The 19687-nt window shown below is 62.3% G+C and carries 21 protein-coding genes; 9 read left to right on the plus strand and 12 right to left on the minus strand.

Going from position 1 to position 19687, the window contains the following annotated elements:
- Positions 1 to 26: 26 nt before the first annotated feature.
- Genes TTER_RS14205 through TTER_RS14235 form a run of 6 tightly spaced genes read right to left on the minus strand, consistent with a single transcriptional unit; the run spans position 27 to position 5690 of the window.
- Positions 27 to 2069: an asparagine synthase-related protein gene (locus TTER_RS14205; protein ID WP_241215264.1), complete on the minus strand. Its 2043-nt coding sequence runs from the start codon at positions 2067 to 2069 to the stop codon at positions 27 to 29.
- Positions 1988 to 2965 (minus strand): HPr kinase, encoded by a 978-nt coding sequence (locus TTER_RS14215; protein ID WP_012876744.1) that lies wholly within the window; start codon positions 2963 to 2965, stop codon positions 1988 to 1990. Before TTER_RS14215 ends, TTER_RS14205 begins: the two co-directional genes overlap by 82 nt.
- Positions 2955 to 3395 carry a lasso peptide biosynthesis B2 protein gene (locus TTER_RS14220; RefSeq protein ID WP_012876745.1) on the minus strand — a complete coding sequence of 147 codons (441 nt, stop codon included), beginning with the start codon at positions 3393 to 3395 and terminating at the stop codon, positions 2955 to 2957. Before TTER_RS14220 ends, TTER_RS14215 begins: the two co-directional genes overlap by 11 nt.
- Positions 3385 to 3798 carry a PqqD family protein gene (locus tag TTER_RS15510; protein ID WP_169302711.1) on the minus strand — a complete coding sequence of 138 codons (414 nt, stop codon included), beginning with the start codon at positions 3796 to 3798 and terminating at the stop codon, positions 3385 to 3387. The genes TTER_RS14220 and TTER_RS15510 overlap by 11 nt, the downstream gene beginning before the upstream one ends.
- A gap of 22 nt (positions 3799 to 3820) precedes the next feature.
- Complete coding sequence (gene lipA, locus TTER_RS14230; RefSeq protein ID WP_012874053.1) at positions 3821 to 4732, minus strand: lipoyl synthase; 912 nt, start codon at positions 4730 to 4732, stop codon at positions 3821 to 3823.
- Between the two features lies 1 nt (position 4733).
- Entirely contained in the window at positions 4734 to 5690 is a 957-nt protein-coding gene (locus tag TTER_RS14235) for an NAD-dependent epimerase/dehydratase family protein (protein WP_012876747.1), read from the minus strand.
- Positions 5691 to 5833: 143 nt separating this feature from the next.
- Between TTER_RS14235 and TTER_RS14240 the strand changes: the two genes are divergently transcribed.
- On the plus strand, positions 5834 to 6529 hold the full coding sequence (locus TTER_RS14240) for a GGDEF domain-containing protein (RefSeq protein WP_012876748.1): 696 nt from the start codon (positions 5834 to 5836) through the stop codon (positions 6527 to 6529).
- A 167-nt stretch (positions 6530 to 6696) separates the two neighbouring features.
- On the opposite strand, the gene TTER_RS14245 is transcribed toward TTER_RS14240, so the two are convergent.
- Both TTER_RS14245 and TTER_RS16240 read right to left on the minus strand, forming a co-directional pair.
- A complete protein-coding gene (locus tag TTER_RS14245; RefSeq protein ID WP_012876749.1) occupies positions 6697 to 7800 on the minus strand; it encodes a replication protein in 1104 nt (367 codons plus the stop codon).
- A gap of 308 nt (positions 7801 to 8108) precedes the next feature.
- Entirely contained in the window at positions 8109 to 8660 is a 552-nt protein-coding gene (locus tag TTER_RS16240; RefSeq protein ID WP_012876751.1) for a TetR/AcrR family transcriptional regulator, read from the minus strand.
- Between the two features lie 238 nt (positions 8661 to 8898).
- On the opposite strand from TTER_RS16240, the gene TTER_RS14255 reads away from it, so the two are divergent.
- Complete coding sequence (locus TTER_RS14255; RefSeq protein WP_277422789.1) at positions 8899 to 9366, plus strand: PCYCGC motif-containing (lipo)protein; 468 nt, start codon at positions 8899 to 8901, stop codon at positions 9364 to 9366.
- On the opposite strand, the gene TTER_RS14260 is transcribed toward TTER_RS14255, so the two are convergent.
- The 3 genes from TTER_RS14260 to TTER_RS14270 are packed head-to-tail and all read right to left on the minus strand — an operon-like array spanning position 9334 to position 11468.
- Positions 9334 to 9627, minus strand: a complete 294-nt coding sequence (locus TTER_RS14260; protein ID WP_012876753.1) for a hypothetical protein — start codon at positions 9625 to 9627, stop codon at positions 9334 to 9336. The genes TTER_RS14255 and TTER_RS14260 overlap by 33 nt on opposite strands.
- Positions 9608 to 9925, minus strand: coding sequence for a hypothetical protein (locus TTER_RS14265; RefSeq protein WP_041425359.1), 318 nt, complete (start codon positions 9923 to 9925; stop codon positions 9608 to 9610). The genes TTER_RS14260 and TTER_RS14265 overlap by 20 nt, the downstream gene beginning before the upstream one ends.
- On the minus strand, positions 9888 to 11468 hold the full coding sequence (locus tag TTER_RS14270) for a Rieske 2Fe-2S domain-containing protein (RefSeq protein WP_012876755.1): 1581 nt from the start codon (positions 11466 to 11468) through the stop codon (positions 9888 to 9890). Before TTER_RS14270 ends, TTER_RS14265 begins: the two co-directional genes overlap by 38 nt.
- 146 nt (positions 11469 to 11614) lie before the next feature.
- Between TTER_RS14270 and TTER_RS14275 the strand changes: the two genes are divergently transcribed.
- The 4 genes from TTER_RS14275 to TTER_RS14290 all read left to right on the plus strand — a co-directional run bounded on the left by TTER_RS14275 (position 11615) and on the right by TTER_RS14290 (position 15755).
- Positions 11615 to 12253 carry a MarC family protein gene (locus TTER_RS14275; protein ID WP_012876756.1) on the plus strand — a complete coding sequence of 213 codons (639 nt, stop codon included), beginning with the start codon at positions 11615 to 11617 and terminating at the stop codon, positions 12251 to 12253.
- Between the two features lie 120 nt (positions 12254 to 12373).
- A complete protein-coding gene (locus tag TTER_RS14280) occupies positions 12374 to 13180 on the plus strand; it encodes a ParA family protein (protein WP_012876757.1) in 807 nt (268 codons plus the stop codon).
- The gene (locus tag TTER_RS14285; RefSeq protein ID WP_012876758.1) at positions 13173 to 14306 is read left to right on the plus strand and encodes a hypothetical protein; all 1134 of its coding nucleotides are present in this window, start codon (positions 13173 to 13175) and stop codon (positions 14304 to 14306) included. The genes TTER_RS14280 and TTER_RS14285 overlap by 8 nt, the downstream gene beginning before the upstream one ends.
- A 117-nt stretch (positions 14307 to 14423) precedes the next feature.
- The gene (locus TTER_RS14290) at positions 14424 to 15755 is read left to right on the plus strand and encodes a helix-turn-helix domain-containing protein (RefSeq protein ID WP_012876759.1); all 1332 of its coding nucleotides are present in this window, start codon (positions 14424 to 14426) and stop codon (positions 15753 to 15755) included.
- Positions 15756 to 15845: 90 nt separating this feature from the next.
- Here the strand turns inward: TTER_RS14290 and TTER_RS14295 are convergent, their stop codons facing one another.
- The gene (locus TTER_RS14295; protein WP_012876760.1) at positions 15846 to 17036 is read right to left on the minus strand and encodes an alkaline phosphatase family protein; all 1191 of its coding nucleotides are present in this window, start codon (positions 17034 to 17036) and stop codon (positions 15846 to 15848) included.
- A 463-nt stretch (positions 17037 to 17499) separates the two neighbouring features.
- On the opposite strand from TTER_RS14295, the gene TTER_RS14300 reads away from it, so the two are divergent.
- From TTER_RS14300 to TTER_RS14310, 3 genes are all read left to right on the plus strand, one after another.
- A complete protein-coding gene (locus TTER_RS14300; RefSeq protein ID WP_012876761.1) occupies positions 17500 to 17946 on the plus strand; it encodes a C39 family peptidase in 447 nt (148 codons plus the stop codon).
- Positions 17943 to 18260, plus strand: a complete 318-nt coding sequence (locus TTER_RS14305; RefSeq protein ID WP_012876762.1) for a hypothetical protein — start codon at positions 17943 to 17945, stop codon at positions 18258 to 18260. The genes TTER_RS14300 and TTER_RS14305 overlap by 4 nt, the downstream gene beginning before the upstream one ends.
- Positions 18261 to 18443: 183 nt before the next feature.
- Complete coding sequence (locus TTER_RS14310) at positions 18444 to 19535, plus strand: TolB family protein (RefSeq protein WP_012876763.1); 1092 nt, start codon at positions 18444 to 18446, stop codon at positions 19533 to 19535.
- Positions 19536 to 19687 lie beyond the last annotated feature (152 nt).

The raw sequence follows: 19687 nt of genomic DNA on the forward strand, positions 1-19687 counted from the left end.
AGCTGGGCCAAAGATCGGCGTGAGGTTCATGTGACCGCCACCTCCTGCACGACGGTAAGCCTCTCTCGTGGCTGCTCCAGCGATCGCAGCCACGTCTCTAGCCCCACGAGCTGCATGAGGTAGACCGCATCGGTTCCACTGCGGCCGTCCCGCAGCGCCACGAGCCTCTCCCAGAAGAGCCGTGGATCCACGTACCCGCGCTCGGCGATCCTGGGGGTGCCGCCGGGACCGAACGCGGCCTCGTACGAGCGCCAGCTCGAGGCGAGCTCCGCCGGCAGCACGTCGGCAAACACCGTCTTGGAGGTGCGGGTGCGGATGGGCTCCGGCAGGATGCCCCGCATCGCCTGCCGCAGCAGCCGCTTGGAGCCCGCGTAGAACTCGTCCGTCTCGGGATGCGGTCGGTACTTCACCTCCGGGGGCACCCCCAGCAGGTACTCGTGCAGCCGCCTGTCCGCGTAGGGCAGGGACTGCTCCACCGGCCAGGGCGACGGGAAGCGCAGCACCTCCGGTGGGTACAGCAGCCGCCGCTCCTCTTCCCGCGCGGGGGAGGAGAAGAGGCGGGTCGCCGTCAGCTGCAGGGACCTGTCGAGTGACCTCGACACCAGGTCATCCCTGATCACGGGGTGGATCCATGTCGGCAGGAACCTGTCCCACCTGCGGAGGTACTGCCGACGCACGTGCACGGCCAGCAACCTCCTGTGCAGCCTCAGCGGCAGGAGCGGCAGGAGCGTGTGCAGCACCAGGATGTTCCGCCAGGAATCCTGCGAGAGGCGACGGTAGGTCCGCATCCGGAAGAGCATCTCACGCCACTGCCCCTTGCGCAGCAGCGAGTCGAACACCAGATGGCTCCCGTACACTATGCTATCTCCCACCTGCCCACTGAGCAGCAGGCGCACCCCCGCACGGGTGATCCGCCCGAACAGCTGGTTCCTCGGCTCGGATATGCTCATGTTGGGTGACTCCCTGAAGCCTGTGGGGGCCAGATCCAGCCTGCCGGCGTAGCTGTCGCTGCGCACGAAATCCACGGGCACGCCACAAGTATCCCTGATCACCTCGACGAACTCCCTCTCGTCGCAGGACATGCCCTCAAAGAGGGAAGTGAAGCCCCGGATGCCGGGGAACGCGGGGAGCTCGCCCCTCGTGGCGAGGGCCTGCGCGGTGCAGGCGATGGAGGAGGAGTCCAGGCCACCGCTGAGCAGCACCCCCACGGGCCCTACGCACCTCAGCCTGTCCCCCACACACCGCGAGAACACCTCCCACAAGTGCTCCGCATACTCCTCCTCCCGCCTGTACCGGATCTCCCTCACACCCCCAAGCTCCCAGTAGCGCTCCCCGCGCACCCCCGAGGACATCACCACCACCACGCCCCCAGCCTCCACCGAGTGAACGCCCTTATAGAAGGTGTCGGCGTACTGCTTCTCGTTGGTGAACATCTCCATGGGGGAGAGGAAGTTCCTGATGCGGTCCTCGTTGGGCTCCACGGGTATATCGGAGGCCCGGATGATGGGGTGGATCTCGGAGGCGGCGTAGAACACGCCGTCGTGCAGGGCGTAGAACAGCTGCCTCTGCCCGCTGGTGTCGCGGGCGCACAGCAGCCTGCGCTCGCGCGGGTCCCAGATGACCACCGCGAAGTCCCCCAGCAGCTTGGGGAAGGCCTCCAACCCCCACTCCTCGTAGGCCAGCAGTACCAGCTCGGCGTCGGACGGGTCCTGCGAGGGCGGCACGCCCAACAGGGCCATCAGCTCGCGCCGGGCGTCCAGCCTGGCGTCCGCGACCAGCATGCAGCCTGTGCGGGGGCTGGCAAGCGGCTGAGACTCCACCGCTTCCTGGGGGGTGACTATCAGCCTGGCTATGCCCATCGCCACTTCCCCGCGGGAGGCCGAGGCTACGCCGTCCAGCGCCCGGTAGCGCATAGCGCCCAGCATCACGCCCACCGCAGCCGATGCCCTGAGTCCGCCACGAAGATCTAATGCCACGGCGATGCCGCTCACCCCTCCACCTCCGCATCGTTCACTATCGAACGGTAGACCAGGTCGGCATGCTCGAAGCCGCTGGGGTAGGTCAGCCACCTCACCCGCCCGTGGGAGCTCAGGGCCGCCAGGGTGGGCACCAGCCTGGCCTCCTCCGCCGGCAGCAGGTAAGCCCTGTTGGCTACGTGCCTCAGGATCTCCGTGAAGGCCTCTTGAGGTGGCAGGACGGATATCTGCACATTATGACAAGTGCTCACGTCGCACCTGCGCAGCAGGTAGACGACGTCGATCGGCACGGCGCGATCCACCAACTCCCAGCGATCAGTCAGCAGCAGCCTCCGCTTCTCGTAGCCACACAGCAGGTGGGGAAGCTCCGCGAAGAGTCCCAGGGCATAGCGGGCGGTCTCCGGCCAGAGCTTCATCAAGGGCATGCTGGGCTCCCCCAACACCCGCCCATCCACCTGCCGCAGCGGCAGACTGTCGTCGGTAAGGAGCTGAGCGCCCCTCGCAAGCAGGAAGGAGGCCATAGTGGACTTCCCCTGCCCCTGGGAGCCTGCGAAGGCCAGGGCGCGCCCCCCGATCACTACGGCCGTGGCGTGCAGCACTGGGACGCCCATGCGCAGCAGGATGTATGTGCACACAGGGCCCATAGCCAGCAGGGCCATGGCCTCGAGATCCGCTCCCTCCTCGGGGTAGATGTCGACCACCCGCAGGTCGGGGTGCACGTGGCAGGTGGCCACCGAGCGCTGCCAGATCCAGGTGCCCGAGTCGCCCCTGTGCACGGTAGTGTCTACGCCGTGGATCTCGCAGGGGGCCCAGGCTACCATGCGCTCACCGTGCTCCGGCGCGGGCGCGGGCTGCAGGCGCACGGTGAGATCGGGCTCCTCGAGGCCGCCCACCGCCTCGGGAATGGGCAGCTCCAGCTGGCTGCGCACCCGCAGGCCGTGCACCACGTACGGGCGATACAGGGTGACGACGCCGGTATCAGAGATCATACGCCGCCTCCCGGTCGACCCGCCTGGGGCTCGTCATCGGGCTTATGCCCTGCAAGGACCTCCTGTCGTCGTTGACGGGCACGCCCGCCAGCTCCACCCACGCATGGGCGCGGAGATCTTCCTCCGCCTTCCACACCCCAAAGCGCAGGCGGCTGGGCAGGCCCTGCCTCCGCAGCCACATATGCAGCACCAGCGACCGGTGCAGGCACCTTGCGCCCACCGGGCAGATGTGAGCGGCGAGGGCGATCCTTCTAGCGTACCTGCGAGCCAGCCGCAGGTGCTCCCGTGACACGTCTTGAGGAGGAGCAGCCTCGCTCTCGATCTTGATCAGTATAGGGTCCAGCCCTTCGTGGCTGAGCCGCCGGTCGATGAGGATCAGGTCGCTCCAAGCTTTGGCTATCAGCTGCAGGTCTGCAAGCCTAAGCTTCATCAGCGTAGCCCTCCAGCAGCTCCTTGTTGGCCAGCGCGCGCAGGAAGTCCCGCAGGTCTCTCTCCACTGTGGGGCGGTCCACCGAGTACTCGGCGCAGATAGCGTCCACGATCTCCTCGGGGCGCTTACCCTCCTCCAGGAGGGACCATATCCTGCTGCCCACAGCGTCCAGGCCAAAGTACGTGCCGGTCTGCAGGTGCAGCAACACCACCTCATCATCTATGTGGGCTGACACCACCGCATCACTTATCTTCACCTCGTGCACCTCGTTCTTGGGATGTTCTGGGATGATTCCATGCTTAGAAGGTAATCTCCACCAATTCGGGAAAGATTGCGCTCGCGTTGAGTTGGTGTTGAGAAAGGTGGCTCGGCGCCGTGCCGCCCCGCGGCCTACCGCTCGCACACCCGCTGGCCCATTGTGAAGATCAGACGGCTTTTTGCAGGAGGGAGGATACCTGCTGATCGGCGTGGTAGGAGGAGCGCACCAGGGGACCTGACTCCACATGCTTGAACCCCAGCTCCAAAGCCTCCTGCTTGAGCTCCTCAAACTCCTGGGGAGTGTAGTACTTCTCCACAGGCAGATGCTCCCTGGAAGGTCTCAGATACTGCCCCACCGTCAATATCTCCACTCCCACACTCCTGAGATCCCTCATCACATCCCTCAGCTCCTGCCTGCTCTCCCCCAAACCCACCATCAACCCACTCTTGGTCAACACCTCTCCCCCAAGCTCCCCTGCCAGCTCCAACACCCTCAGACTCCGCTCGTACTTGGCCTGTGGCCTCACACGCCTGTGCAACCTCGGCACAGTCTCCACGTTGTGGTTGATGATCTCTGGCCCTGCCTCCACCACCTTCCTGATCGCATCCTCCTGCCCCCGAAAGTCCGGGATCAGCACCTCCACCGAGCAACCAGGTACCCTCCTGTGGATGGCCCTGATGGTGCGAGCAAAGATCTCAGCTCCCCCATCAGGTAGCTCATCCCTGGCCACGGAGGTCACCACCACATGCCTGAGCCCCAATCTGGAGACGGCCATCGCCACCCTGCCAGGCTCCAGCAGGTCGTACTCTGGAGGCCTGCCAGTCTCCACCGCACAGAACCCACAGGAGCGTGTGCACACCCTGCCCAGGATCATGAAGGTGGCTGTGCGCCTCTCCCAGCAGTCCCCTATGTTGGGACAGTGCGCCTCCTCGCACACCGTGTGCAGCCCCAAACCCCTCATCAACCCCTTGAGCTCCTGGTAGTTGGGGCCACTGGGTATCCTGGCCTTGATCCAACTGGGCTTGGGCAGCTCATAGGCAGGCCTGCCATCGCTCATGTGCTCTACGTCTGGCTTCATGCTAGGCCACCCTCACCAGGGCTAGCTGCGCCTCCAGCCAGCGGACCTCCGCCTCGAGGCCCTCCCTCAGGGACACCCTGGGCTCGTAGCCCAGCACCCTGTTGGCCAGGGCGATGTCCGCGGCGGTGTGGCGCACATCACCGTGTTGGGGAGCTGTGTACTCGACCAGCAGCTCCCTGCCGAGGATCTCCTGCAGGATCGCCAGCACCTGCCTGACGGTCACCCTGCTGCCGCCACCGACGTTGACCGCTATCCCCGCAGCCTCGCACAGGCCAGCGGCGATGTTGGCCTCGACCACGTCGGAGATGAAGGTGAAATCCCTCGTCTGGTGGCCGTCGCCGTACACCTGGATTGGCCTGCCGTGCAGCGCCGAGGCGATGAATTTATGGAAGGCCATGTCGGGGCGCTGGCCAGGGCCATAGACGGTGAAGTACCTCAGGGCTATGGTGGGCACGCCGTAGTTCTTCCAATAGAGGTAGGTCAGCTGTTCCGCCGCGAGCTTCGTGACTCCGTAGGGAGACACCGGCCTGGGGACCATATCCTCGTGCGTGGGGTAGGACTCGGCGTCGCCGTACACGGACGACGATGAGGCGTAGACGAACTTCCTGATGGGCAGAGCCTTCAGCAGCTCCAGCAGCCGCTGGGTAGCCAACACGTTGTTCCTGAGGTAAGATTCAAACTGCGCGCCCCAGCTGGCGCGCACCCCGGCCTGGGCCGCCTGATGGTAGACTATCTCAACATCTGCAAGCAGAGGCAGGAGGTTCGCTGTGACCAGGTCGAGCTCGTGGAACTCGAATCGGGGATCGGCCAACATATCAGCTATGTTGGATGCCTTGATATGGCGAGGGTAGTAGTTGGTGAAGTTGTCCACCCCCACCACGTGGTGTCCCTCGGCGAGCAGCCTGCGGGCGAGGTGGGAACCCACGAAACCGGCACAACCTGTAACGAGCACGCGCAAAGCTCTATCCTCCAACAATTTGCTGATAACATTCTCGCAACGGGCAGTGTTTATGATGTGTGTGGAAGGTTGAGAAAGCCTATAGGAGATCCACGAATGGTCAACTCTTACAAAACAGGATCGCAAGGAGTATCATTTAGGCTATGGAAATGAGCAAGGAATTGAGACATCTCAGAGAGCTGGTTCTGGGCAAGACGCCCTCGGAGAACGCCCGCACGCTCATGGCGGCGCTGTCGCTTGCGGGATGCGCTTTCATGTGGAGGGATAACCTCAAGCTCCGGCGGGAAGTGCAGGCCCTCAGGGAGTCGGAGCACATCCTGGAGCACCAGGCGCTGCACGATCCCCTGACGGACCTGCCCAACAGGGCCATGTTCATGGACAGCCTCAACAGGGCGCTCTCCCACGGGCGCAGGCACGGCCACCCGGTCGGTATCCTCTTCCTGGACCTCAACGGCTTCAAGCAGGTCAACGACATGTACGGGCACGAGACCGGCGACCAGGTACTGAGGGTGGCCGCGGAGAGGCTGAGGCTGTCGGTGCGCCCGGAGGACATGGTCTCCAGGTACGGTGGCGATGAGTTCGCCATCCTGCTCAGCGACATCACGAGCGAGGAGCAGCTGGCGGAGATCGCCCAGAGGCTGGTGCGCAGGCTCAGCGCTCCCATCAGGCTGCACGACCGGGACGTAGCGCTCAGCGCAAGCATAGGCTACGCGCTGGGCTCGCCCGCGGAGGTGTCAGCAGAGGAGCTCGTCCGCAGGGCCGACCTGCACATGTACCGCGAGAAGGTGCAGGACAGGGACCACACGCTGCAGAACGGCGTCTGGGCGGTGGGCGACTAGGGCAGACCAACCAGCAGAGAGCACCACGAGCACGACAGGGAGGCACACCCCAAAGCCTCCCTGTCGGCGTGTCTTGCACCTGGATGCGCTAGCTTGCAAGCTAGCAATATAGCAACTCACGGCCGAGCGCCCGCGCGTTGGCTGGGAAGCGCCGCCCACATGGGAGCCTAGGCCGTGAACTCCACCTTCACCCTCCTGCCCAGCAGCATCGCGAGCACCGTCTCCACGGCCATCACATGCTCGGGCTTGATCTGCGTTCGGTGCCACGGCTCGGCCAACAGGACGCAGATCCTATCCCCCTCCGCCGAGAGGATCCGTGCCCTCGAGAACAGCATGTTGCAGGTAGGCCTGCCGAGGTGCTGCGCCAGCAGGTCCGTCACCCTGGCCCAGAGGGCCGCGTACTGGTCAGCTTCGCCGGCAGGAGCCTCTCCCGTGATGCCCGCCTCCCCACTGGAGGCGTCCGCGGGGGCAGATCGCCGGTAGCCGGAGGGCGGGCCCCAAGACTGTCTGATGGCCTTCACCAGCACGGCCGCGGGATCCTTGGGGCGCCTGTGGGGCAGCATCTCTATCTGTTGGGAGATGTGCTCGGCATCGAACTCCTCCACGAGCTCCTGAGCGGTGGACGGGGACACCCCGTATTTAATGAGCTCGGATATGAGCTTTAATTCCTCTGCTGTCTTTTGTTTAACTGTTTCTTGTGCTGTTTGTTGTGGGTATGCCTGAGCATACCCGTTTGGCTCCTCCTGGCATACTCCCCTATCCTGCTCTGGCAGACCCTGGGGTGCACCCTTTTGAACTCCGGGGTACGGTGGAGCATCCTGGGGAGTATGTTCTTCCATACTCCGGGGTATGCTGGAGTACACCCCGGAGTGGGAGTAGTCCTGCCGCAGGTTCAGGCTGTACACGGTGGGCTTGGAGCCTGTGAGGGGGTCGCGCTGCTGCTGGGCTATTATCAGGTTCTTCTCTCGCAGGGAGCGCAATGCCTCCAGCACGGTGGCCCTCTTGAGCCCTGTGCCCAGGTCCAGCCGCCTGCCGTCGCGCGTGACTATGCCGTTGCAGAGCTGCTCGATGCTGATGGCATCGGCCTCCTTCTTGAAGCCGAAGGTGCGCCTGATTATGTACAGCAACACCTTGAGCTCCGCCCCCGTCAGGTAGGGCATGATCCAATCGAACACCGCGTCGGGCGTCTGGGTATAGGTGGGCGCGGTTATCCCCTCGAACCTGGACCAATCTATCTCGGGCAGGCCGTTGTTGTCTTGTCTTTTTGGCATTGGACCCCCTTCGTGCGCTCCTGCAGCTTACTCTACTTCAACTTAGATGTTACCATCGGGCGCCTGCCTGCCCGGGCTGCTGGTGCGGGGTTAACTTATTAATAGTTAGGGTGCGCTGAGCACCACCTGCCTCGCAAGCCCTGACGGCATCTGGACGAAAGTCGCCCTGCCCACAGTTACACACCCGATCACCTCGACTTGTGCACGTCATAACCCCGATACATGCACAATATAACCCCGACAACAGGTTATTACTAATAATTACCGGGTGGGCGATGCCCTTTATGTCGTGTGGTTTCATGTGAAACTCAGCCCTCCATCGCTAGGGCCAGAAGGGCCCTGGCTACCTCCGGCAGGTCCTCTGCGCGCCCTGCATCCTGCAGGCCGAGGGTCGCGGCCAGCCAGCAACCGTGGGCGGCTCGCAGGGCCAGCCTGGCTGCCGGCGGGAGCGCGCCCGCCGACGTCAACCGCTCCTCCCATCGTCGTAGCCATTCGGTCACCAGCCCCAGTAGCTGGGGGGCGTTGGCCGCCGCGGCCAACATCGGGGTAGTGTGCTCCCGGCGCTGCGGGGTAGAGGCCTCGAACAGCGCGTCCATGTAAGCCAGCAGCAGCTCTCTGCGTGTAGGCTGCTGGCCCGCCCTGGAGGTCACCTCTCTATCCAGCTCCTCAAGCATCTCCTCCAGCATGGCTTGTATCAGGGATTCTTTTGTGGGGAAGTGGTACAGCAAGCTGCCCTTGCTCACCCCTGCCTGCTGGACCACGGCGTCCAGTGTGAGCTTGTGGGCACCTTCCAGGAGCACGAACTCCCTGGCGGCTGCCAGTATCCTGTGGCGGGTCTGCTCAGATCGCGTGCCTCTCATGCCTCAAATATAGTCCAATCAGACTGTTTATGCAATCCTTCGGAGTCTATTTATAGTCCGAGTGGACTATTTGGGTCATTTACAGTCTGGCTGGACTATATTTGAGGGCTGTGTCTGGATTGCTTGCGGATCCGGTCCCGGGCTGGTAGCCTTAATCGGTACATGCTGGAGTAATTAATGGTGATGCTGCAAGGTGAAGATAGAGGGTCGGATAAGTAGAAGGCAAGCTATAAAGGTGATGCTAGCGGGGGCGGTCGGCCTTGGGCTTGCCGCCTGCGGGGGCGGAGGCCAGAAGGATTTCTCCTCCCGCTTTGCCGCCTACCAGCCGGCGAACGAGCCCAACGGCGATCTCTCCAAGGTGGTGTGGCCCGACTTCGTGCTCGCGGCGGGGCCCGAGGTCCGCAAGCTGTACGAGTTCCAGGTACAGCACGGGGAGATCATGCGCTACATGCCCTGCTTCTGTGGCTGCGGTCAGTCGGATGGCCACAGGAACAACCGCGACTGCTACATCCAGGCGGTCAATCCCGACGGCACCGTGGTGTTCGACAGCATGGCTCCCACCTGAGGGGTGTGCCTCGAGGTCACGCGTGACGTGATGCAGATGCTTGATCAGGGGATGACCCCCAGGCAGATACGCCTGGCGATAGACAACAAGTTCGCCTCCCAGATCGACCTAGCTACTCCAACCCCCTACCCTCCCCAGTAGGGTGTTGGGGTCTTCCATGTGGTTGATAGGCTGCGGGTCATCCTCGGTGGCCGATGGCTGATCCTCGCCTTTCCCGAGGTATCTTCTGCCCTGCTCGCACGTGCAGGGGATGTCCCCGCCTATGAGGCCGCGATCGCGGCACAGCTCGCACCGGTACACGTAGCTCCACCTCCCTCTGTTCCCTGCCACCACTATAGGGGTATGAGGTGGAGAAGTGTACTCCCCGAAGGTGTAGTTTTCGTCACGGCTGGGAGATCGCAACCTGCACGGTCTCCGAGGCGTCCCAGTAGGCGTCTTCCGGCGAGTTGAAGGTCCGTGAGGCGGAATCGGCCATGAGCCCCTGCTCCAGGGGGTTGCCCTCAGCGTCCACCTCCACCACGCTCCAGGTGTAGATGGTGTGGTCCCGTGGGCCACGCCTGCGAACGGTGAGCTCGAACCTGCGCCTGCACCAGAAGGCTTGCACGGAGATGGCCGAGATCGCGTTGGGCTCCCTGAGGGGTCGCAGGGAGGCTATCACCCACTCAGCTAGCTTTATGTTCAGCTGGTCGCTGCACTCCACCCTGGGCTACCTCCTCCCTCTCGACCGGCTGTGTGAAGAGGTGTCTGTCGGGGGATGTCAGGCACCGGCCGGTCGCCAGGTCGAACTGCCAGCCGTGGAGCCTGCAGGTGAGGATGCCGTCGTGGACCTCGCCGAACCTGGTGAGATCGGCCTTCAGGTGGGGACAACGACGCTGCACGAGGTAGCCCTCGCACTCCCACAGCTGCTGGTCCTGGGTCTGCTCAGCGTACCAGCCCTCGGCGTACTGCAACCTCTCTTGGCTGAGGCATTTGAAGAAGTTGTAGACGTACTCGTTGTACGGGCCCTTGCGCTCGGCCTCGAACCTGCAGGAGAGGAACAGCTCGTTGACCCAGTCCTCGTAGTGCTGGCGCACGCACTCTTCCAGCAGGGCCCGATCGAACGCCATGCGGTACTCCCACTCCTCTCCCTGCCACCTGTAGACCTTCCGGTGCTGGAAGTCCAGCACGATGCCCTCGTCGCCGCAGTCGAGCAGCACGCGGCCGTTGACGCCCACGCAGGTCATGTCGGCCTGCTCGAGCAGCGGCTCAAACCACTCCCGCAGCGCCGCCACGAGGTCCACCTCTCCCCTCCTCCAGGAGGACTTGATGGCGTCGATCCTGGGCTGCTGCCGGGCCTTGTACGCCTCCAGGTACAACCGCTTGTCCTCGAAGATCGCCCTCACCTCGTCCTCTGGAAACGGGTGCGTCAGGGTGCAGCTCGCGGGCGAGATCTCGACCGTGCTGCCGGGGATCACCAGCAGGCCGTTGCCGTGCCCGTGCTCCGCCATGTAGTCGAGGAAGACCGCCGCGTCGGGGAAGGTGTTGGCGGGGTCGCGGTCGAAGTCGTTGAGGCCGAACAGGTCATCGTCCAGGAAGCACGGTGGCCCCGCGGACGGCACCACCCATCGGGCGCCGAGCAGCTCGATGTACCGCAGTGCCCTGTCCATGCCGTTGATGCGCTTCTTCCGTCCCAGCGCCTCCTTCATCTTCTGAGGCAGCTTGTACACCATAGGGTACCATATGGCGCCCGAGAACTGCAGCATGTGCAGGTCGTAGGGGCCGAAGCTGGCCAGCCTCTCGAGGTCCAGCGGGCGGGAGTCGTTCTGGTCCAGGATGCGCACCTCGCCGTCGTCGACCATGAGGGCCGAGTCTCCCAGCGGGCCGTCGGTGGGCGCCACGGCGGCGGCTATCATGATCCGCAGGCCATCCAGCTCTACCGGCTCGTAGTTCCGTGTGCGCACGAAGTGCCGAAAGCCCATCGCCCTCAGCTCCCTCTCCAGCAGGTCCAGCGGGTAGTCCGGCAGGAGCACCACGGCGTCCTTGGAGACGTGCCGTCGAAGGAACTCCGGGTCCATGTGGTCGTGGTGCATGTGCGAGATATATAGGTAGTCCGGGCTGCCGATGGCAGCAGGATCTATGTGCTCGTTGCTGGGGAAAGGAAACCACGAGGCGAAGTACGCCGGGTTGAACCACGGGTCGGTCAGGATGGTCCCGTGCCTGGTCTCTATGAAGAAGCCTGCGTGGCCTATGCTGGTGACTCTCAACGGTGCCCTCCGATCTCGTAAGCTATCTAGTGCTACATAAAGAATAACACTTCAGTGGCTAAAAAGTTTCACCTCTTAATAATTTCCCGCGGGGGTGTGATCAGCCTGTATACTTTGTAGGATGAGATCGACCGAGCTGGAGGGCTATGAACTTCTTTCTCAAGGCGCTGGTAGCGCTGTTCACCATAGTTGACCCGATAGGCATGGCGCCCATCGTGGTGGGGCTGACGGCCCACCTGAGCCCGGCGGTCAGGCGCAGGGTGGTGACGAGGGCCACCCTGATAGCCACCGGCGTGGTGGCCGTGTTCGCGCTGTTCGGCAAGCCGCTGCTGGAGTTCCTGGGGATAACGCCTGAGGCCTTCAGCATCGCCGGGGGTGCCCTGCTGTTCCTGGTGTCGATAGACATGCTCTTCGGGCGGGAGTCGGGCGCCAGGGAGACCGGTCGCGAGGCGCGGGAGGCCAGGACGCGCGAGGACATCAGCGTCTTCCCCCTGGCGATCCCCCTGATAGCCGGCCCCGGGACGATCACCACGGTGATCCTGCTGATGGACAGCGCCCAGGGTCACGCCTCCAGGCAGCTGGCGGTGGCCGCCGCCGTGGCGATCGTCATGTTCTGCACCTGGGTATCGATGAGCCTGGCGTTCCCCATACAGAAGCGCATGGGCACCACCGGCACGCTCGTGCTCTCCCGAGTGCTGGGCATGCTGCTGGCCGCCATCGCCATCCAGTACATCCTCAACGGCCTGAGCTCCTTCGCGGAGTCCCTCAGGACGATCCTCTCCTAGGCAGAGCGCCACTGGGGGTTAAAGCTGTTTTACAAGCATGCTTGCATGCTTGCATTCTGTGTTGCCTGTAAGCAGACTTACATCTGACGCCCTTATACACAGGCAACACAGGAGGCTTGCATGACAGTGACCATGACCGCAGGCAAGGCAGCCCCTCCCCCGCAGGCTCTGGCCAGGGTGATCGCCGTGGCCAACCAGAAGGGAGGGGTCGGCAAGACCACCACGACCTTCAACCTGGGGGTAGCCCTCGCTCGGCTGGGCCACCGGGTGCTGCTGGTGGATATGGACCCGCAGGCGGCGCTCACCGCGAGCACGGGGGTGCCCGTGGCGCAGCTGGAGGCCAGCATCTACGACCTGCTGCTGGACCCCAAGCTCGACCCCGACAGCGTGCTGCAGCACACCCGCTCGGGGGTGGACCTGCTGCCGGCCAACATAGACCTCTCGGCGGCCGAGATCGAGCTGGTGAACATGACCCTCCGCGAGCTCATCCTCAGGGATATCCTTACTCCCCTGCGCGAGCGCTATGGGTACATCCTCATAGACTGCCCCCCTAGCCTGGGGCTGCTCACGATCAACGCGCTCGCCGCTGCCGACGAGGTGCTGATCCCCCTGCAGTGCGAGTACCTGGCCACCAGGGGGCTGGCGCTGCTGCTGCGCACCCTGTCGAGGGTCCAGGAGAGGCTCAACCCGGGGCTGAGGATCACGGGGATCCTGCCCACGATGTACGACGCGCGCACGCTGCACGCGCGGGAGGTGCTGGCCGAGCTCCAGGACAACTTCCCTGGGCAGGTGTTCGACATCACGATCAAGGACAGCGTCCGCCTAAAGGAGTCGCCCGCAGCCGGGCTCTCGGTGGTGGACTACGACCCCTCACACGACGCCGCGCAATCATATATGAAGCTAGCAAAGGAGATAGCCGATGCCTAGAAACCAGCGAGTATCCATCAGGGGCAAGGGCTCAGACATCTTCTTCGAGCACCTGAACCCATCCGAGATAAGGCCCAGGCCCGAGGACGGGACCGAGCCAACCGAACCAGCAAGCAAGCATGCTAGCATGCAAGCAGCCAAGGAAGCAAGCGCGCAAACTCACAAGCAAGCACAGAAGCAGCCAAGCGATCAGGCAGACCAGCTTACGGAGACGACTGAGGGGACGGAAGCGCTGGAGGGAGGCGGCAGGGCGCCGGTTCTGGAGGCCCGCCAACCTTCCCAGGGAGATGAAAGCGCCACCGATGCTCGAGATGAAAGCACAGCTCTACCTGATAGCAAGCAGGCAAGCGGGCTTGCTCGTGAGCTCGCAAGCAAGCATGCTAGCAAGCAAGCAGATAAGCCTGCTAGCGAGCGTGAAGGGGAGCATGCAAGCGGGTATGCTCCCGAGTATGCAAGCAAGCTTGAGCCGGCTGCTCGCTCCGATGCTGCCACTCGGGGCGCTGTGCCGGGCGCGGGCGAAAGCCTACAAGCTAGCAGGGATGCTGGCATGCATGCTGGCGACCAAGCAAGCGCGCAAGCAGGCGAGTATGCAAGCATGCTTGCAAGCAAGCAGGATGCTGGGTCGCGCGATGGAGCGGTGGGCTCCCAGCCTCCGTCCGATGCGTCCCAGGGGATTGTCGCCGCTACCTCGCCCGCCCCTGTCCGTGATGAGGGGCATCATCCTGCCGCTGGCCAGGGGGAGCCTTGGAGCGAGAGGGGGGTGGAGTCTGGAGACCGCCTCGGTGGCTCACGGGGCGGTGAGGATGCGGAGGACGGCTTGCCCTCAAGCGTGCATGGGAGCAAGCTGCCTCGTACCGACCACGCGGATGTGCTGCACGCCCTGTGGAAGGACCTCTCGGAGGCGGCGACCATCACGAACGCCTTCAGGTTCACCGACACCGACATGCGCCTTCTGACGGACGCGACCTATGCGCTCGGGAAGGAGTTCGGGATCAAGGTCTCAAAGCAGGAGGTGGTGCGCCTGGCGCTGCGCGCGCTGCTGCTGGAGTACGAGCGCGAGGGGCCGGATAGCCTCCTGGCGCGGTACGCGCTGCGCAAGCAGCAGCTGCGCCGGGGTGATATCTAGCATGCTTGCATGCATGCTTGCTTGTGGGCTCATGGCGGCCGGAGTCCTGGTTTGGGGCGACGCTTGCTACTTGGCGCTGCCCGGCTTACCTTTTAATAAGGTTAATAAGGAGCGAGCATGAGCGAGGATCCCGTGCGAGACGATTCGGAGAGGGTAGTGCGCATCGAGGCTTCGGGCAGGGAGCTGAGGGAGGCGCTCGCGCCGATGCTCAAGGACGGCCACCTTACCGTCCTGAGCGCGGCGCACTACCACGCGCTGCGCGAGGCGCTCTACAAGAACACCTTCCGCCGTGCCGAAGGCACGCCCTGGCCAACGGCCGCACTGGAGAAGGGCAACGCTCGTGGCCTTGCGCAGCTCCGGCCCACGGTGATCGACCAGCAGCCGCTGCTGCCGCCCGAGGAAGAGGAGGCCTGGACGAAGGCTATGTGGAGGCAGCGCGAAGAGCTGTCGGACCTCGACGCCGACGTGCTGGACGCGCTCTCGGCGCTCTGGCTATATCAGGCGCGGTCCCCGCAGGACGATGCTGTGGCCGATATCGACGGCTTGCTGGCGATGCGGGGCATCAAGCCCAAGCGGGGCGGGCAGGGCCGGCGCGGGGGCTACGAGCCCGAGCAGCGCGCCGAGATGCTCAAGGCACTTTCTCACATCCAGAACCTCTGGCTGGACATGGCAGAGATCGAGGTGTACGAGGAGGGCGCCAGGGGAGGTCGCAGCCGCACCATCAAGCAGACGGTCCAGAGTCGGCCCTTCGTCATCACCGACAGGATGGGGCAGGTGCGTCTGGACGGCTACATGCAAGTGCGCAAGTTCATCTTCCGCCCGGGGAAGGTGTTCGCCCACTTCCTGATGGGTCCCGGCCAGCAGACGGCGCTGCTGTCGGCCAAGGCGCTGAAGTACGATCCCTACAGGCAGCGCTGGGAGAAGAGGCTGGCGCGCTACCTCTCCTGGCAGTGGAGGGTGAAGGCCCGCAACGCCGACTACCTCAGGCCCTACAGGGTGGAGACGCTCATCGAGGCCGTGGGCGAGCGGGTGGACACGCGCAACCCCGCCAGGACCCGGGATCGCCTGGAGAAGTGCCTGGACACCCTCCAGCGGGATGGCGTCATCGCCGCCTGGCAGTACGACCGCTGGGACGAGCAGCTTGCGGGCAGAAAGGGCTGGATCCTCGACTGGCTGCAGGCGACCGTCCTCATCGAGCCCCCTGACCCGGTCAAGGATACCTATCAGCCCCTGGAGCGCAGGCGCGTGATCGAGCAGGAGCCGCTGCCGGACTCCCTGGGAGAGCGCATCAAGCGCGCCAGGAAGGCCAAGGGCCTGTCGCAGATGCAGGCTGCCGAGGAGCTCGGCATCTCCCAGGGCTACCTCAGCCTCCTGGAGCGCGGCAAGGTCAGGGAGTCGCAGCTATCGGGCCAGCTGCGCGCCCGCCTGCAAGACTGGCTTGGATCCTGAGGCGGGGGCAACTCCCCGGCGCGGTGGCCGGCATCCTGGGCGGTAGCTGCGGCCGCGTGCCGGCAGGTGAGATCGGCGCCCGGGAACCCCCTACCGGAAGAACTCCGCAAGTCCCCGGGCCCTGCAGGACTCCCCAAGGCAGGGCAGTCGCCAGGACTGCTCTATCGTCCTGAGCAACGCGTAGTGGTCGTAGAGCCTGCACGACTCGTACCCAGCGGGTGTGCGGTGGGAGATCACGATCAATGGGACCTGTCCGCCCCCGTGCGCGGGCGTCGTACCCTCGTCCCAGGTGATGAAGATCACGGAGTTCGTCCTCTGCCAAGTGGGTGTATTGAGGATGTGGGAGGGCAACCACCCTCGCAGCCAGGCATCGCCGTGCATCTCGGAGCAGCTGTGCATGTCGTTGCACATGTTGGGCACGATGAGCTCGAAGCTCGCTGCCGAGGGGTCAAAGCTTCGGAAGTCCGTGATGTGCTGGAGGCAGCTGGACCTATCTCCGGAGACGTCCGCAAACGAGATGGCAGGCTCATGCGAGCGCACGTACAGCCCCGGCTCATCATCCGGATCGTGATAGAAGGGCGCCCTGCCGCAGACGGGAGCGCCCGTCCTGGGGTCGCGCACTCGCACGTTCTCGGCGAACACGCGCCACGTCCTGCCAGAGGCCTCCAGCTCATCCCCCAGGTGGGGAGCCTGGAACGTGTAGTCGAGGTCGTTATGCACCCCCTGGGTGGAGCCCGACCACAGCGCCAGGTAGTTGGGCTCCGAGGGGTGGGCCACGGCGTAGTAGTTCACCGCGAGGCCGTAGTGGGCCGCCAGCGAGTTGAGGTACGGCAGCTTGGGGTTCCCGATGATATCGTGGAGGTTCCTGTTCTCGAAGACTATCAGGTACACGTGGCTGAAGCGGGGGATGTGGCCTCCGGGGCGTGGGACGACCTCAGCCCTTGCGGCGTCATAGCCTATCTCCCAACCGTCGGCGCGTATCGCCACCGCCGCGAAGCGATGCTCCCCGCCCAAGGCCCCCTCCGGGTGCCAGCACAGGATGAACCTGCCCTCTGGATCCCTCTGGTCCGACACGCCGACCGTGCGCCCGTCCACCTCGAAGCGCACCTCGTACGTGCCCTGTGGCGCCCTCACCTCCAGCGGGGCGCCCTCGAGGTACCTCCCCGCCGAGGGATTAACCCACGCCAGCACCTTCTCCTGGCCTGGCCACAGCAGCCAGAGGGACGCCACCGCGCCAACCACCACCACGCAAGCCACAAGCAACCATCGCCAGATCCTCATATGCCACCACCCAGCACAACATCGCCTCGGCCAGAAAGCGCCTTCCAGCTCTTTAATGCGTCCGAAGCTCGTATAGTTCCCAGATTGAGATGGTGGGATCGGTTTGGCGGGATGCATGTGTGCGATCTCGTGACCTGCAAAGCGGACGGCCGGGAGTTAGTGCTCGTGCACATGCAAGTGAGCTTCAAGACACACGTAATGCCTTGGGATAGCAGGGGGGGGGGAGACACTTTGTCTGGACAACTATTGTCATAGTAATAGGTCAAAGATCAATAAATGGCTTTGTTACTTAAGATAAATAGGTATTGACAAGCGTTCCTGGCGAGCATATACTCGAGCTATATTTACTCTAAAACCAAGATATCTAACAAGGAGGATAAAATGATGAGTAGGTTCTACCCCCCTTCTGAAAGGTTTCTTTGCGACCCTTTTGGTCCTCAGTCTGTGGCTGGGAGCAGGCTTCGTGTTCGGCGCACGTGCAGCGGGTGAAGATTTCTCGGGCGACGGGGGCAAGATAAGCATCCCTGACCCTAGAGAATCAATCCAGCAGCAGGTAGCTAGTAGGAAAGAGGTTGACCTGCAGGCAGTGGGAGGAGGCGGCGGTGGAGGCTACCCCTCGAGCAAGATCCTTAGTGGTGTGCCTGGCATCAGGCAAGTCTGTAGTAACTACTGTGGCCCAGCTGCTACACAGGAGATCCTGCGATACAAGGGTGTGAACGTAAGCCAATACACCATTGCTGATTGGGAGGGCACCGGTGCATGTGGCAGCAGTTCGGGCACATGTCTGGTACCCATACGTGACGTGCTCAACGACCACTTGCCCAATCTACCTTATGCTAATTACTATGTTGCCTATCACCTGGATGATGATACCATCAACGCCACCGCGCGAGACCTGGGCCGCGGGTGAAGTACGATATCGCGGGCCACAATCTGCCCGTCATGGTGCTGCTGGACCCCGATGGCAATGGGGAGGAGGATTCTTACCAACTACCTTCCTGGAAAGGCTATTATTCTACTGGCCATTACATCACCATCAACGGCTATGATGGGACATTTGACGGCACCGATGTCTCAGCTTCTCTATACTACAGGGATACGTTTCACATGTTACCAGACAACACAAAGCAGTTCAGCTATTACCTCCGGGGATTTGCCTACCTGATACGTTACAAGAATGGGGTTGGTAGCTGCTCATCGAATAATTATGACCTCATATGGTAGGTGACATTATGAACAGGTTAATCGTGATACTGATGGTGCTTGTGCTGGGGGCTGGGGCGCTGGCACCCAGCACAAGCATAGCTAAGAGCGCCCCATGTCAGGGGCGATCACCTGTATATCTCTAAGCTCCCAGGTGTACGACCTTCCTCAAAGTTTCCTTCGGTAGTCAAGCATATAGTAGAAGTGAGAAGAACTACTTGCGACCACGTAGTTCTATGGTCCAGTGTTAACAATTCGCATTTCTCGATATTTGGACCTTTTATTCTTTATCCGAGCAACGAGGATGGAACTGTTAAGCTATACGATCTTCGCACTCAGAGAGAATACGTGATTGCGAGGCGTGAGCAAAAGTATGATGTTATATCCACTCCTAAGTCAGATGGTAGATGGGTCATATATAGAGAAGAGTTACTGAATCCCCACCAATCGGGTGAAGGCAATCCGAAAAAACCACGGATATTTGTAGTTGATCTCCTAACGGGAAGCAAACGCCTCCTTGCAGCTAGCCACGTCCCTGGATACCCTCAAATCGTGTCCCCGTTGTACGACATATCTCAGGGCAAAGCGATATATAGGATAGTCAAAGGCGACCCAAATGCCCCCAGTAGTGAGATCCATATAGTGGACCTGGCAAGTGGCAAGGACCAACTTATTAGAAGCTACACTTGGCCTCGATATGCCCATGGTGTTGCTATAGATGATAATCGGGCTGTATGGTCCCTGATTATGGCTCCTCATGCTAATCATAAAAACACCTCAGGTGAGATATATTACTATGATCTTAGAACTGGCAGGGGCAGATTGCTCACGATTACTGGTTATGAATGGATGCCTGATATTTCTGGAAGATATGTGATTTGGATTAGATCTAGTGGTTTTCTGTACTACGGCAGGGTAGTAATTATGGATTTGTACACCGGTAAGAAGCAAGTGATAGATTTACATTGCGCTGACAACCCTAAAGCCTTTGACTATAAGCGTCAAGCTATGTGGCCATCTATAGGTCGTAGGGTTGCTACTTGGGAGCAGTACTGTAGCACAAGGTATAGTGGGTATCATATGCACTACGATCTTTTGAATAAGCGTCTGTCCATTGTGGATGCTACTGCAAGGAATATTGATTCTTACGCAGATGGATGGGTAGAAGCTTACAGGCACGTACTGAGAGATGAGCCGCCTGATATTAGAACCGTGATTATAATCTACAAAGGCGCTGATCAGGAGAGTCTTCCCCGCATGCCCAATGCGGGTGGTGGTGGGATGGTTGGAAAGTAATCTTAGAGGCGGGAAACATTCCCGCCTCAACATCCTGGGAGCAACTCGACATAAGGTCTATGGTACCGTTGCAGGCTCCTGGTAGTACCTATTGGCTATGGTCGCTCCTGTGCGCTTCCCTTAAGATAGTACCTGACTGGCTATATCTTCCG

Origin of the sequence: Thermobaculum terrenum ATCC BAA-798, from assembly GCF_000025005.1 — a bacterium.
GTDB lineage: Bacteria > Chloroflexota > Chloroflexia > Thermobaculales > Thermobaculaceae > Thermobaculum > Thermobaculum terrenum.